The organism is Nocardia yunnanensis (genome assembly GCF_003626895.1).
Lineage (GTDB): Bacteria > Actinomycetota > Actinomycetes > Mycobacteriales > Mycobacteriaceae > Nocardia > Nocardia yunnanensis.
In genome coordinates this window covers 2,357,126-2,371,755 of record NZ_CP032568.1, presented here as the reverse complement: position 1 = coordinate 2,371,755, position 14,630 = coordinate 2,357,126, and the positions used below count along the sequence as shown (strand labels likewise).

The following is a 14,630-nucleotide window of genomic DNA, read 5'->3' as shown; positions in this document are numbered from 1 at the left end:
GACCCGGCGAACGTTACTCGTCGGTAAGAAAATCAGGCCGCCCGGGTTTGCGCCAGTCGATCGTGGCGCGCGTAACTGCGATCGGGAGAGTTCACCCGGGCGGCCCGCCGCATCATGGCCTCGGTGACGCGCCGGCCCACCCGCTCGCTCAACCGCGTCGCGCCCGGGATGCACCGCCGCGGCACCTCCAGCGCGCCGTTGATGGCCGCGGTGGCCAGCACCGCCGCCAGGAAGACCCGGCTGTAGGGCATCTCCAGGAAGTCGGAGTTGGTCTTGCCCAACAGGATTCGACTGTACGAGACGGAGTAGAGCGTGAAGGCGCGCCGCAATGCTCGCGCGCCCAAGCCCGGCCCGTCGAACCCGTAGATCGGGCCGAGTGCGGACACCAGCGCCTGGGACAGCGCCCGCGAATCCTCGTCGGGCAGGAACTCGTAGTCGGCCTGCAGCCACAGCAGCCGCCAGGTGTCGGTCTCGTCGGCGGGCAGGATCTCCGGATCGAGCCCGATCAGATGTCCGACATAGCGCCACAGGTGATAGACGGCCGCCTTCTCCTTCCTGGAGAACGTCAGGCCGACGGCATTGCACCCGGCGATCGTGGCCAGCGAGAACAACATCAGCGTGCCCGCGGTCAGGGACTGATTGATCGGGTGGTCCCACTTCTCGTAATCCCAGTCCGGCCGCCGGTTCATGCCCGCCCGCACCTGCGCGTGCATGATCCGGACCCGGACGGTGTTCTTGAAGCCGGGGCCGAAGCGCCGCAACCCGTCTCGCGCGGTGACGTCGATCCACCAGGTGGCGGTCTCGACCACGCGGCGCGGGGCCATGGCCTGCGCCGACAGCCCGCCGGTCCCGACGAGCACCTTGCCCGCCCGCGAGGCCAGATACCCGCCGTTGAGCGAGAACATCGACAGCGCGAGGTTGGTCGCCCAGGGTCCGACCCGCCCGCTCACCCGCGCGGCCCGGTCGAGCTTGTCCTGATCGAGCCAGAACGGTACCGAATCGAGTTGTGCGAACAGGGCTTTCAGTTCGGCGGGTGCGTCCGGCACCGCGTCGATGCCCTGTTCCAGGGCGGTCTCGAACATGGCCCGGCCCGTGCCGGCGGGCAGCCGCCGGAACATCTCGACCACCGCGTCCGCCAGCGGGTCGCCCATGGAGGTGAATTTGCGGTAGGCCGCCCGCTGCTCGGGCGTCGGCCGGATATCGCCGGGGCCGATGAGGCGAATGCCGACATTGAAGGGGAACTCCCGGAAGATCACCGGGTCGGGCAGGTGTTCGGAACGCGCCATTGCGTGCCTCCTGAATGCGCTCACGCGTCTGGTGAAGTTCGTCACCAGAACTTTGGTGATAGTCTTCACCAAACCTTGCGGCATGGCAACAGACAGGGCGGGAACCGTGGACACACCCCGTGGCCGATACGCCGGACTCAGCGCGGATCAACGCCGGAACCAGCGGCGCGACCGGTTGCGCGCGGCCGCCCTCGAACTCATCGCGGAGGAGGGGCTGACCGGGTTGAAGGTGCGCGGGCTGTGCGCCCGCGCCGGGCTCAACGACCGCTACTTCTACGAGAGCTACAGCCATACCGACCGTTTGCTCTACGAACTGGTCGAGGAACAGCTGGCCGAGGTCGTCGCCGCGGTCATGGGCGTCATCGCCGTCGCGCCCGCCGACACCCGCGTTCGCCTGCGTGCGGTGGTCGAGGCCGGCGTCGCCGCCATCGCCGACCATCCGGCCCGGCGGCGGCTGACCATCGAGATGCAGACCACCGACGATTTACGCCATCGCAGAACCGAACTCGTCGCGCTGGTCGCCCAGGTCATGCTGGATCAGGGCCGCGAACTCCTCGGGGAGGACGCGGTGCGTGGGATGCACGCCGAACTGGCCGCCCGCACCGTCGCCCATGGCGGTCTGGAGATCCTCGCCGAATGGCTGCGCGGCGAACTCGATATCGATCGCGCCCAGCTGGTCGACTTCCTGGTGGCCATGATCCTGACCTCCGCCCAGATCACCACCACGGTTCAGCGCGAAATGGCCGCCGGCTGAACAACTTTCGGTACGTCACCGGGAGGGGCGGGTGCGCTCGCGGAGCTGGGGAATCGGGAGCAGCGGCGCGTCCGGATCGAGGGTGAGGCCGCGGGCCGCGGCGGTGGCCGACAGCGCGCCCCAGGCGAAGGCGGTCAGCTCGTCGGTGAGTTCCCGGGCGGTGATGACCGGTTCGTTGAGCCAGCGCAAGACGCCCAGGCCGATCGCGCCGAGCATGGAATCGACCACGAACTGAGTGTTGTCGCCGTTCGCGCCGCGCAGCCGCAGCACCCCGGAGAAGAAGTCCGCGACTGTATCGGACAGTGGCCGCCCATCCTCCAGTAAACGGGCCGCCCCGAAGCTCGTGACCACCTGCGAGCTGACAATGAAGTGAAACAGGTTGGGGCGCTCGGCGACCAGTTCGATATAGGCGGACAGGGCGGTGCGCACGGCATCGCGCACGGGTCCGGTCGGATCCAGGTGCGGGGTGACGCGCGCGACGATGAGCTCCTGAACGCGGCCGCTGACCGCGGCCAGCAACTCCACCTTGTCGCCGAAGAACCGATACAGCTTGGGGCGCGGTATACCAGCGGTTTTCACCACATCGTCGATGGAGAGATCGGCGCCGTGCGCGTCGATGGCGCGGATGGTGGCCTCGATGAGCTCGGCCCGGACCGAGGCGCGATGCGAGTGCCAGCGGTCGCGGCGGGCGTCACCCTTCAGCTCGGCCGGGCGGTCGGGTGGCGGGTGGGAGGCCATGCGGCAGATTCTAATTCGATTCGTTAGGTCGAAGCCCCTTGTGCGGTGTCTGGGACAATCCTACACTGGCTCTACATCGAACACGCGGTACTAGGTACTCCGTGTTTCACCAAGGATGGTTGAGATGGCGAATGCCCTTCCGGCGCAGGCCTATCCGAAGGCCCGTCGCATCAGGTTCCGATTCGATCAACGCGATACCCACGACAAGTACTTCGTCGAGAACGACATGGTCTACAGCCACTTCGTGGCCGGCATGTCCGGGGCCTTCCCGGCGGGGGAGGAGTCCTTCATTCGTTCGGTGCGCCGGGTCGCCGACCGCGTCACCGATCCCGTGCTGAAGAAGCGGGTCACCGGCTTCGTCGGGCAGGAGGCCATGCACGGCCGGGAGCACCGCAAACTCAACGACAAGCTGGTCGAATTGGGTTATCCCATCAAGTGGCTGGACTCCCCGCAGGCCATCGAGCGCACGCAGCGCCTCGAGCGGCGGCTCTCGCCGGAGGTGCATCTGGCCATGACCGCGGCCGCCGAGCACTACACGGCGGTGCTCGCGCAGCGGGTGCTCGGCAGCGACGAGATCCAGGCGATTCCCGGCGATCCCGAGGTCTGGAACCTGCTGAATTGGCATGCGCTCGAGGAACTCGAGCACAAGTCGGTGGCCTTCGACGTGTTCCGCGCGGTGGGCGGCTCCGAGGCCACCCGCATCGGCGTCATGCTCGCCATGTACTCGCTGACCTTGCCGCTGACCTATGTCAGCCTGGCGATCGCGGTCGGCCGGGACCCGAACGCGCGCCGGCAGCCGGTCCGGGTGGCCCGTGAGACCTACCGCCTGTTCACCGGGCCGATCTTCCGCGGCCTCATGCCGGAGCTGGCCAAATACCTGCGCCCCGGCTTCCATCCCGACGATATCGACACCTCGCGGCTGCTCGACCGGTGGCAGCGACAGCTTTTCGGCGCGGACGGCGAACTCGTCGACCACTTGAAGTGACCACCAACGCTTTTCGAGAAAGGACCGGCCAATGACGATCGGTCGGCAGGAAATCGGTTCCCCCACGCCCTATCCGAAGGTGCGGCGCATGCGATTCCGGTTCGGTGAGCCCGAGCCGATGGCGCATCAGTTCGTCCAGGGCGACATTCCCCTCACCCACTTGATCGCGGTGCTCTCGGGCGCGTTCCCGCCGGGCGAGGAGTCCTTCATCCGCTCGGTGCGCAAATTCTCCGGCGAGATCACCGATCCCGTGCTCAAGAAGCGGGTGGCCGGGTTCATCGGCCAGGAGGCGGTGCACGGGCAGCAGCATCGGCGCTTGAACGACCAGCTCATCGCGAACGGCTTCCCCATCGTGCGCCTGTTCGCCTTCGGTCCGGACGCGCGGCGCGAGCGGGGGCTGATCGCGATCGAGAACGCGGTGCCCCGGCAGGTGCATCTGGCGGTGACCGCGGCGGCCGAGCACTACACGGCCACGCTGGCCAAACGGGTGCTGGGCACCCAGGAGATCCAGGACATCCCGGGCGATCCGGAGGTGTGGAATCTGTTGAACTGGCACGCTTTCGAGGAGCTCGAGCACAAGTCGGTGGCCTTCGACGTGTACCGCCACACGGGCGGGCCCGAAGCGATCCGCATCGGGGTGATGGCGGGGATGTACTTCCTGACCATTCCGGTGGTGTCGCTGGGCGTGCTGGCCTCGATCCTCAGCGATCCGCGCAGCTGGCGGCCGCTGCGGGTGGCGCGGCAGTCCCTGCGGCTGGCGCGCGGGCCGATCGTGAAGGGCCTGCTCGGGGAGATGCGGCCCTATCTGCGGCCGGGGTTCCACCCCGACGATATCGACACCACGGCGCTGCTCGAGCAGTGGCGGCGCGAGCTGTTCGGCGCGGACGGCGAACTGCTGGACCGGATCGGCTGAGCGGAGGCATGACCGTGGTGACGAATGGTGGCAGTGGGGTGCCCACCACCAGCCCCGACCACGAGGTGATCGTGGTCGGGGCTGGGTTCGGCGGCATCGGCGCCGGGATAGCGCTGCAGCGCAAAGGTATTCACGACTTCGTGCTCGTCGACAAGTGGGATCGGGTGGGCGGCACCTGGCATGCCAACACCTATCCGGGTGTGGCGGTCGACATTCCGTCGTTCATCTACAGCTTCTCCTACGAGCAGCGCGCGGACTGGTCGCGAATCTTCGCCCCCGGCACCGAATTACGCGAGTACGCCGAGAGCATGGTCGACAAGTACGGGCTGCGGGACAAACTGCGGCTGAGCACGACGATCGTGGCGGCCGAGTTCGACGATCGTGACAGCCTGTGGCGCTTGCGCACCGACGGCGGACAGCAACTCACGGGGCGGTACATCGTGCTGGCCATCGGTGGGCTGGAGCGGCCCAAGATGCCGGATATCGAGGGGTTGGACAACTTCGGCGGGACCCTGCTGCACACCGCCCTGTGGGACCACGACGTCTCGCTGGCAGGCAAGCGCGTGGCGGTCATCGGGACGGGCGCCACAGCGCTGCAACTGATTCCGGCGATCGTCGAAGAGACCGGGCATCTGACGGTGTTCCAGCGGACCCCGATCTGGGTGTTCCCCAAGAACGACGCCGCCATCGGCGGGCTCGGCCGGCAGGTGCTGGGCAACAAGCGGATTCGATCGGCATTGCGGCTGGTCGGCAATGCCGGTACCGAGGTCGCCATGAGCGGCATGGTGGTGGGACCGGCCTGGCTGACCGCGGCCGGGCGGCGGCTGGCCGAGGCGCCCGTCCGGCGCTGGATGCGCTCCCAGGTCCACGATCCGCAACTGCGGGAAAAGCTGACACCGCGTTACGGATTGGGCTGCAAGCGCCCGTCCATGTCGAACGACTACCTGCGGACGTTCAACCGCCCGGACGTCAGTCTGGTCACCGAGTCCATCGCGCGCGTCACCGAACGCGGCGTGGTCACCGCCGACGGCGTCGAGCACGAGATCGATGTGCTGATCTGCGCCACCGGCTTCAAACTGTGGGATCGGGGCGCGATCCCGCCGTTCCCGGTGCGCGGGCGCGGCGGCAAGGATCTCGAACAGTTCTGGGACGAGCATCGATACCAGTCCTACCAGGGTGTTTCGGTGCCCGGGTTCCCGAATTCGTTCACGATCACCGGTCCGTACGGATTCGTGCTGGGCTCCTACATCTGGATGATCGAGGCCACCTCGGCGCATCTGGCGCGGGTCATCGCCGAGTCGAAGGCGCGGGGCACCACCGAGGTCGAGATCCGGCAGGAGGCGCACGACGCCTACTTCCAGCGCTGCCTGCGCCGGCAGCAACGGAACTTCCTGTTCACCTACGTGTGCGCGGGATCCAACACCTACTACATCGACAATCACGGCGATTCACCGTTCCGCCCGTCCACGCACGGCGAGATGTACTGGCAGAACCGGCATTTCGATCTCGATGTGTATCGCTACACGGTCGGCGCGCCGGCGCCGGCGCCGGCGGCCGTGCTCTCGGAGGAGGTCTCGTGAAACTCACCGGCATCGATCCCCGGCTGGTCGTGGTCACCGGCGCGGGCAGCGGCATCGGGCGGGCGACCGCGCGGCGGTTCGCGCGCGGCGGCGCGAAGGTCATCGTCTCCGATATCGACAAGGACGCCGCACTGGCCACGGTCGCGCTCATCCAGTCCCGGGGCGGGCGCGCGGTGGCCGCGCAGCTCGACGTCACCGATCCGCACGCCTGGGCCGAGTTCGCCCGGGACGTGCACGCCGACCACGGGGTCCCCGACATCCTGGTCAACAATGCCGGAATCCTGGTCAGCGGCGCGTTTCTGGATCTCGAGCCCGAGGACTGGGAGCGGCAGCTGAGCGTCAACCTGCTCGGCGTGGTGTACGGCTGCCGGGCCTTCGGCCGCCTCATGATCGACGAGGGCAAGCGCGGGCACATCGTAAACATCGCCTCCGCGGCGGCGTTCACCCCGACGCCGGTGATGGCGGCGTATTCGGTGTCCAAGGCCGGGGTGAAGATGCTGACCGAGTGCCTGCGCCTGGAACTCGCGCCCAAAGGCGTTGGGGTGAGCGCGATCTGCCCGGGCGTGATCAATACCCGGATCGGCGAGCACGCCGTCGCGGTCGGCGTCGATCCGGTGCTGGTCGAGCGGGGCAAGCAGCTGACGGCGCAGGTTCAGCAGTTCGCCGAGCGGCTGCCGTTCTCGCCGATGAGCCCGGATCTGGTGGCGCGGGCGGTGGTTCGCGCCGTCCGCTACGACCTGGCGGTGGTGCCGGTCCGGGCCGAGGCGTGGCTGGGCTACGTCATGCTGCGGGTGGCGCCGGGCGTGAATCGCCGGATGACGCAACCGTTGTCGATGGAGCGTATCCAGGCGCTGGGGGAGTTCGCCCTGGGCAGGGCAGGAGGCTCGCGGTGACCGCTCGCGCCCACGAACTGAAGGTGCGCGAAGTACTCGGCGAGACCGCGGACGCGGTCTCGCTGATCTTCGATGTCCCCACCGATCTCACCCAGCGTTTCGCCTACGCTCCCGGCCAGTACCTGACGCTCCGAATCCCCAGCGACCGAACGGGTTCCGTGGCACGCTGCTACTCGTTGTCGAGCAGCCCGCACTGCGACGAGCGCCCCACCGTCACCGTCAAGCGCACCCCCGGAGGCTACGGCTCGAACTGGCTGTGCGACAGCGTGTCGGCCGGCGACATCCTCACCGTGCTGGAACCGGCGGGCGCCTTCACACCCCGCACGTGGAACCGCGATCTGCTGCTGTGCGCGGCCGGCAGCGGCATCACCCCGATCATGTCCATCCTCAAATCCGCCCTGATCCTCGGCCGCGGCGACATCACCCTCCTGTACGCCAACCGCGATCGCGCCTCCGTCATCTTCGCCGAGCAGCTGCGGCAGCTGGTCCGCCGCCACCCGCGCCGCCTGACCGTCCTGCACTGGCTCGAATCCGAACGCGGCCTCCCCACCGCGCACGGCATCGCCACCGCCGCCCGCCCCTACCGCCGCCACGACGTCTATCTCTGCGGCCCAACCGGTTTCGCCGCCGCCGTCGAACAGGGCCTGGCCCGGCTACGCATCCCCGAACGCGCCATCCACCGGGAGCACTACCGCTCCCTCACCGACAACCCCTTCGAACGCCACCTCCGAACGCCCACCCCCGTAGCCGCCACGCCCACCGCGGCCCCCGCCGCCGACGCCGCCACAGTCCGCGTCGACATCGACGGCAACACCCACACCCTCCCCTGGCCCCGCACCAGGAAACTCCTCGACGTCCTCCTCGATCACGGCATCGACGCCCCGTACGTCTGCCGCGAATCCGCCTGCGCCACCTGCGTTTGCACCGTGAAACACGGGCGCACCCGCATGTTGACGAACGAGTCCTTGATCCCCGAGGAATTGTCTCGGGGCCTCACTCTCGCCTGCCAGACCCTCCCCGAATCGGACTCTCTCCACATCACTTTCGATGAGTAGGTCACCCCGCGCGGGTGAGTTCGGCGCGGGCGGCGGTTTCCATGGTGGTGATCGCGGCGGGGAGGGCTTGGACGGGGTCGGGGGCGAAGTGGGGGGAGTGGTTGGAGGGGAAGTGTTCGGGGAGAGCGCCTTCGGTGAGCATGTGGGTCTGGTCGTCGGAGGTGAAGCGGGCGGGGTCGATGCCGCCGATGTGCCAGAAGACCGAGGGGGCGTGGGCGGCCGTGCCGAAGGCGCCGAAATCCTCGCTGCCGGTGATCGGGTTGTCCATGGGCAGGACGGGCAGGCCCGCGGCGGTCAGGGCGGACAGCACGCGCTCGGTGTCGCCGGGGGTGTTCTCGGTGACCGGGAAGTGGTCGTAGAACTCGACTTTCGGCTCCTCGGGCGCGCCGGCGGCCGCCGCTTCGGCCGCGGCCATGCGTTGAATGCCGGCGATCATGCGGTCGCGGGAGGCGTCGGTGAAGGTGCGCAGGCTCAGCAGCACCTCGGAGGTGTCGGCGATGATATTGGGGCGCGTCCCGGCGTGCAGGGCGCCGGCGGTGAGCACCGGGGTCGCGGCGGTCGCGGTCTGGCGCGCGGTCAGCGATTGCAGCCGCACCACCAGCGATGCCGCCATGAGCAGCGGATCGATGGCGGTGTGCGGCTGGGAGGCGTGACCGCCCTTGCCGCGGAAGGTGACCCGCACCGAATCCGACGCCGCCATCAGAGTGCCGGGCTTGGACAGCACGATGCCCGCCGGCAGCGGGCTCACATGCTGGCCCAGCACGATGCGCGGATGCGGAAACCGTTCCAGCAGACCGTCGTCGACCATGCCCTGCGCGCCCGAACCGGTCTCCTCGGCGGGCTGGAACAGCGCCACCACCGTGCCGGGCGCGGGATTCGCCGAGAGCTGCGCGCAGGTCCCGAGCAGCGCGGTGACATGCACGTCGTGCCCGCAGGCGTGCATGACGCCGGGCACCGTCGAGGCGTAGTCGAGCCCGGTCTCCTCCTGCACCGGCAGCGCGTCCATATCGGCCCGCAGCCACACCACCGGGCCGGGGCCGTTGTGCAGCACCCCGACCACCCCGGTGCCGCCGACGTTTTCGGTGACCTCCCAGCCGGACAGGGCGCGCAGCTCCTCGGCCACCAGCCGGGCCGTCGCGTGCTCGAGGCCCGACAGCTCCGGGTGGGCGTGCAACTGGCGGTAGAGCCGCTGCCAGTGTTCGCCGTCCGGAAGCCGTTGTGCGGCAGCGGCGGTGGGTGCGCTCATGGAAGTCTCTCCTTCGAGGGGACGGTCGCCGCCACGTGCCGCGACACCAGGGTCCGGAACGCGTCGGCGGTTTGCGGGACCACGGCCGCCGCCACCAGGGCCAGCAGCGGACCGGCGGCCATGGTTTCGAAAGCCGTGGTGTAGGACAGCCGATCGGTGACTACACCGAAGGCGAGCGGGCTGATCACCCCGGCCAGCTGGCCGCCGAAGACGATCACGCCGGTGGCCGCGCCGATGGTGGCACTGGGCAGCGCGCGCAACGGCACCGAGAACGCGGGCATGTAGGCCATTCCCGCGACCAGGCTCATCACCGTGCCCAGCAGCACGAACAGCCACAGCGGCTGCGCGCGCGGCAACGCGAAAAGCATTGCGGCCGTGAAGGCCATGGCCGGGACCACGATCACCCGCGGCCGCCCGCCGATCCGATCCGACAGCCGCGCCCCCAGCACCACCCCGGCCGCCGCGGCCAGCGTCGTCGGCACCGCGGCGAAAGCGATACCGGCCGTGGAGACGTGGCGCTGCTCGTGCAGAAAGGTCGGCGTCCAGGCGGTGACACCCCACACCATCACGTCGTAGCCGAAGAAGATGACGGCGAACCCGAGCAGCGCCGGGGAGAACAGCACCGCGCGCCGTTCGGCCCGGGTGTCGGGCGCCACCGCGATCTCGTCCTGCGCCACCGCGATCTCGTCCTGCGCCAACGGCTCCGGCATCCAGCGCCGCCACGCCAGGATCACCGCCACGCCCAGCACCGAGATGATCGCGAACATGACCCGCCAGCCCACGGTGGGCAGCGTGACACCCGCGATCAGCGCCGCCAGCAGCAATCCCGCGGCATTGGAGGAATTGGTCCAGCCCGCCGCGGTGGTCCGCTGCTCGGGCCGGCTGCGTTCGGCCAGCGCCTTGATGGCCGCCGCCGGGAACACACCCTGCACCAGCCCGAACAGGAAGCGGATGCCCAAGAGTACCGAGAACGACCAGGCGAGGGCGGTGAGCCCGGTGAACACCGACCACGCGGTGAGGCCCACGATGCCCACCTTCAACGACCCGTAGCGGTCGGCGAGCAATCCACCCGGAACCTGAACCAGCGCATACGCGAAGAAGAACATCGACACCAGCAGACCCTGCTGGGTGTGATCGAGACCGAGATCGCGGCCGATGGCGGGCAGGGCGAAATTGATGACGGTCCGGTCGATGTAATCGACCACCCACGCCGCGAACAGCAGCGCGATGGTGATGCGGGTGGTGCGTGGCATCCAAGCCCCTAACAGCAGGAGGAGTGGCTGGATTGCCACACTGTGCCCCACGCCCGAGGATACGGCGATTTCGCCGGATACCGCCATCAACGCCGAGGTGGCGCCGGAATCCATCGCCCCGGCCCGCGCCGGTGGGGTTCGTACCGATAGGTATGCGCGGGGAGCCGTCGGACAGTGCTTGGTTAGGCTCGTCCTCGATGACCGAGAAGACGACGCACGGTGCGGTCGCCGAGGGCTACGGGCGGGTCGCCGACGCCTTCCGGCGCAATTTCGAACGCCACGGTGAGATCGGCGCGGCGGTCGCGGTCTTCGACGGCCAGACGCCGGTGGTGGATCTGTGGGGCGGGCAGCGCGATCCGGTGCGGCGGCTGCCGTGGGAACGCGACACCATCGCGCCCGTCTTCTCCTGCACCAAAGGCGTTGCGGCACTGGTACTCGCGCTGCTGGTCTCGCGCGGTCAGCTGGACTACGACCGGGCGGTGGCCGACTATTGGCCGGAGTTCGCGGCACACGGCAAGGCGGCGGTGACCGTCCGGCAGCTCATCGATCATCAAGTGGGACTGCACATTCTGCGCGGCACCCGGATGACCCTGGCCGATCTGCGGGACCTCGATCGGGTGGCCGGGATACTGGCGGCACAGCGTCCCGCCTGGACGCCGGGCACCCGGCAGGGCTACCACCCGGTCAGTATCGGGCTGTTCGTCAACGAACTGGTGCGCCGCGCCGATCCGGGCGGGCGCAGCATTCGGCACTTCGTCGCCGAGGAGATCTCCGGCCCGCTGGGCGTCGACTTCACCCTCGGCCTGGACGCGGAACTGGGTGGCGAGCGCATCGTGCGCTTGATTCGCGCGCAGGGTTTGGACCTGCGCTTCGAGCGGAACATCCCGTGGAATCAAGCGATTCCGGCGCTGCTGCGCCGAGGGCAGCTCTTCCGGGCGCTCGCGGTTCCGGAGCTGGGGATGCCGGAGGATTTCGTGCGGACCGAGGTCATGTCGGTGGAGTTGCCGGGCAGCAATGGCGTCGGCTCGGCCCGCGGACTGGCCCGCATCTACGCCGCGGGGCTCACCGGCGAGCTGCCGATCGCCGCGCGGGTGCGCGCCCAGCTGTCCGCCCCGGGCCCGGTGCCCGCCCCCGATGCCGTGCTGCGCACCACGACCCGATTCCATCTGGGCTTCCGGAAGTCCTGTCCCACCTTCCCTTTCGGCTCGCCCGATCACCGCGCCTACGGCACGCCCGGTCTCGGTGGTTCGCTCGGTTTCGCCGATCCCGAGACGGGACTGTCGTTCGCCTACGTTCCCAACCGTCTCGGCCTCACCCTCAATGGTGATCAACGCTGCCTGCGCCTGGTGCGCGCGGTCTTCGGCGCCTCGGCTCGCTGACTGCCGGACCGCGTCCAACAGCATCTTTCGAGCAATCGTGTGATCTGTGACACATTGATCGAACCCGTCCCAGACGGATACCTTGTGTGCGATGTATCTCGTACGAGGCATTCCGAAACGGGGGATCGTGTCCGACAGCGAGTTCGAATCACGCACCGTCGCCGACCTCATCGCCGACCGGGTCGCGGCGCACACCGACCACCTCTTCGGCGTCGGCGGCGCGAACATCGAGGACCTCTACGACGCCGCCCACCGTCACCCGACGCTCACCGCGCTCGTCGCCAAACACGAATTCGGCGCGGCCACCATGGCCGACGGCTACGCCCGCGCCACCGGCCGCCTCGGCGTCGTGGCCGCCACCTCCGGCGGCGGCGCCATGAATCTCTCTGCCGCCCTGACCGAATCGTTCGACTCCCGGGTTCCGGTGCTCGCCCTGGTCGGCCAGCCGCCCACCACCCTGGAAGGCCGCGGCGCCTTCCAGGACACCAGCGGCCTCCCTGGACGCCTCGACGCGCACCACATCTTCAGCGCAGTCTCCCGCTACTGCGCCAAAATCACCGACCCACAATCCATTTCCGGCGAACTCGACCACGCCATAACGGCGGCCCTCGAGGGCGGCCCAGCAATCCTCCTGCTCCCCAAAGACATTCAAGCGGCCCTGATCGCCACACCTTCCGCCGCCCTCCCCGCCCCCGCCGCCCTCCCTGGGTCCGCCGCCGCCTCTCGTCATCCCAGCGTGCTTTTGGCTGGGATCCACACTGTCGCTGTGGATTCCGGCCAAAAGCACGCCGGAATGACGAGCGCGGATCGTCAGCGGGTGACTTCCCTGCTCGCCGAGTTGCCGGAACGCGCGCGCGTGGTGGTCGTCGCCGGGCCGGAGGTCGGGCTGGCCGACGCCCGGGCCGAGCTGGCGGATGCGGTGCGCGCGCTGGATGCCGTGGTGCTGGTGACGCCGGATGCCAAAGACGCCTTCCCGAACCGCGATCCGCGTTTCGCCGGTGTTGTCGGCGTCATGGGGCATCCGCACGCCGGTGATTTGATCGCGGCTGCGGACCTGTGCCTGCTGGCGGGCGCGAGTTTGTCCGTCACCGCCCGAGCCGGGCTGGAGGACGCGCTCGCGACGTGCCCGCGAATCGCGCACATCGGAGCGGAGGAACCGTTCGTGCCGGTCCACGTCCGCGTGCAGGGCAGCCTGACCGGCTCATTGGCGGAGGTGGCGCGAACGGCGAAAGCGGCGGCAGCGCACCAGGAATCGGACGTTAGTCATGCCCCGCCCGCCTTGTCGGAGCTGCCTGTTCCGCCCGCCTCCGGGCCGGGTGTCCGCTATCGCGTCGCGGTGGCCGCCATCGATGCCGCGTTGGAGCCGGGCACCGATGTCGTCGCCGATGCCGGGAATACGGGTGCGGCGGTGGTGCATTACCTTCCGGTGCCCGAGGACGGCCGGTTCCTCATCGCACTCGGGATGGGCGGGATGGGGTACTCGTTCGGGGCGGGCATCGGATGCGCGCTGGGACGGGGCCGGCGCACCGTCGTCATCGCCGGGGACGGTGCGTATTTCATGCACGGGCACGAGGTGCACACCGCCGTCGAATACCAGGTCCCCGTCACCTTCGTCGTCTTCAACAACAACGCGCACGCCATGTGCGTGACCCGTGAACAGGTCTACTACTCCGGCGATTACAGCTTCAACCGGTTCCGGCCGGCGGAGATCGGGGCCGGGGTGGCGGCGATGTTCCCCGACCTGCCCACCTGGACCGCGCACACCCTCACCGAATTCGAGAACGCCCTGGAGAAGACGCGGGCCATACCGGGACCCGCCTTCCTCGAACTGCATTGCGACCCCGACGAAATCCCACCGTTCGCCCCCTTCCTGAAGGAGCCCCGCGCATGACCGAGACCCTCGAGGACGAGCCGATCGAAGTTCCGCAGCTGGATGTGCCGGGGGTGTACCGCATCGAGACCACCCCCCTCAAAGAGGGCATGCCGATGGTGCTGGACATGACCCGCGCCGTCTACCCGCACGACGAGATCTACGGCGAGTACTGCACCGTCACCGATTTCATCGACGCGCCCCCGGACGAGGTGTACGCCTACCTGGCCGACACCCGCAGCCTGTGCGAATGGACCTACAGCATGCGCGGTTTCGAACGCACCGCGGAACCGGACCTGTGGGTCTCCGACGACCGCGTCGGCACCCACACCCGCATCTACACCCGCACCGTCGCCAATCCCGACGCCCGCACCGTCGACTACCACTGCGCCTGGGATCAGGGCGAACACCTGTGGATGATCTACCTGATGCGGGTCGTGGACGCCCAGCTGGTGCTGAACAAGCCCGGTTCGGTGGTCACCTGGACCAACTGCCATCACCCCTTCTACGAGGACAACGCCTACCCGCAGACCGAGCCCGAGGGCCGCCCGGTGTGGGTGGGCGACTTCTGGCACCTCTTCGCCGCCGGACACCTGATGGAATTGCGCAATCTCAAGGCCATCTGCGAGCACCGCCACGCCAACGGCCAGCCGATCAAGCCGGAATGGATGAACTGAG

General features: G+C 68.8%; 13 protein-coding genes. 9 read left to right on the top strand and 4 right to left on the bottom strand.

Going from position 1 to position 14,630, the window contains the following annotated elements; genetic code table 11:
* Window positions 1-32 precede the first annotated feature (32 nt).
* Window positions 33-1,286 (bottom strand): oxygenase MpaB family protein, encoded by a 1,254-nt coding sequence (locus tag D7D52_RS10870; RefSeq protein ID WP_120736204.1) that lies wholly within the window; start codon window positions 1,284-1,286, stop codon window positions 33-35.
* A gap of 82 nt (window positions 1,287-1,368) precedes the next feature.
* Between D7D52_RS10870 and D7D52_RS10865 the strand changes: the two genes are divergently transcribed.
* The gene (locus tag D7D52_RS10865) at window positions 1,369-2,040 is read left to right on the top strand and encodes a TetR/AcrR family transcriptional regulator (RefSeq protein WP_162958268.1); all 672 of its coding nucleotides are present in this window, start codon (window positions 1,369-1,371) and stop codon (window positions 2,038-2,040) included.
* Window positions 2,041-2,055: 15 nt separating this feature from the next.
* Here D7D52_RS10865 and D7D52_RS10860 read toward each other — a convergent pair whose 3' ends face one another.
* On the bottom strand, window positions 2,056-2,778 hold the full coding sequence (locus D7D52_RS10860) for a TetR/AcrR family transcriptional regulator (RefSeq protein ID WP_120736202.1): 723 nt from the start codon (window positions 2,776-2,778) through the stop codon (window positions 2,056-2,058).
* Window positions 2,779-2,902: 124 nt separating this feature from the next.
* Between D7D52_RS10860 and D7D52_RS10855 the strand changes: the two genes are divergently transcribed.
* The 5 genes from D7D52_RS10855 to D7D52_RS10835 are packed head-to-tail and all read left to right on the top strand — an operon-like array spanning window position 2,903 to window position 8,204.
* On the top strand, window positions 2,903-3,763 hold the full coding sequence (locus tag D7D52_RS10855; RefSeq protein ID WP_246023783.1) for a metal-dependent hydrolase: 861 nt from the start codon (window positions 2,903-2,905) through the stop codon (window positions 3,761-3,763).
* 31 nt (window positions 3,764-3,794) lie between these two features.
* A complete protein-coding gene (locus D7D52_RS10850) occupies window positions 3,795-4,676 on the top strand; it encodes a metal-dependent hydrolase (protein ID WP_120736200.1) in 882 nt (293 codons plus the stop codon).
* An 8-nt stretch (window positions 4,677-4,684) separates the two neighbouring features.
* On the top strand, window positions 4,685-6,256 hold the full coding sequence (locus D7D52_RS10845) for a flavin-containing monooxygenase (protein ID WP_120736199.1): 1,572 nt from the start codon (window positions 4,685-4,687) through the stop codon (window positions 6,254-6,256).
* Window positions 6,253-7,149: an SDR family NAD(P)-dependent oxidoreductase gene (locus D7D52_RS10840; RefSeq protein ID WP_120736198.1), complete on the top strand. Its 897-nt coding sequence runs from the start codon at window positions 6,253-6,255 to the stop codon at window positions 7,147-7,149. Before D7D52_RS10845 ends, D7D52_RS10840 begins: the two co-directional genes overlap by 4 nt.
* A complete protein-coding gene (locus tag D7D52_RS10835) occupies window positions 7,146-8,204 on the top strand; it encodes a ferredoxin--NADP reductase (protein WP_120736197.1) in 1,059 nt (352 codons plus the stop codon). The genes D7D52_RS10840 and D7D52_RS10835 overlap by 4 nt, the downstream gene beginning before the upstream one ends.
* A 1-nt stretch (window position 8,205) precedes the next feature.
* Here the strand turns inward: D7D52_RS10835 and D7D52_RS10830 are convergent, their stop codons facing one another.
* Window positions 8,206-9,450: an amidohydrolase gene (locus D7D52_RS10830; protein WP_120736196.1), complete on the bottom strand. Its 1,245-nt coding sequence runs from the start codon at window positions 9,448-9,450 to the stop codon at window positions 8,206-8,208.
* On the bottom strand, window positions 9,447-10,703 hold the full coding sequence (locus D7D52_RS10825) for an MFS transporter (protein ID WP_162958267.1): 1,257 nt from the start codon (window positions 10,701-10,703) through the stop codon (window positions 9,447-9,449). The genes D7D52_RS10830 and D7D52_RS10825 overlap by 4 nt, the downstream gene beginning before the upstream one ends.
* A gap of 197 nt (window positions 10,704-10,900) precedes the next feature.
* Here D7D52_RS10825 and D7D52_RS10820 point away from each other — a divergent pair, with 197 nt between their 5' ends.
* The 3 genes from D7D52_RS10820 to D7D52_RS10810 all read left to right on the top strand — a co-directional run bounded on the left by D7D52_RS10820 (window position 10,901) and on the right by D7D52_RS10810 (window position 14,629).
* A complete protein-coding gene (locus D7D52_RS10820; protein ID WP_120736194.1) occupies window positions 10,901-12,082 on the top strand; it encodes a serine hydrolase domain-containing protein in 1,182 nt (393 codons plus the stop codon).
* A gap of 91 nt (window positions 12,083-12,173) precedes the next feature.
* Complete coding sequence (locus D7D52_RS10815) at window positions 12,174-13,973, top strand: thiamine pyrophosphate-binding protein (protein ID WP_120736193.1); 1,800 nt, start codon at window positions 12,174-12,176, stop codon at window positions 13,971-13,973.
* On the top strand, window positions 13,970-14,629 hold the full coding sequence (locus D7D52_RS10810; protein ID WP_120736192.1) for an SRPBCC family protein: 660 nt from the start codon (window positions 13,970-13,972) through the stop codon (window positions 14,627-14,629). Before D7D52_RS10815 ends, D7D52_RS10810 begins: the two co-directional genes overlap by 4 nt.
* Window position 14,630 lies beyond the last annotated feature (1 nt).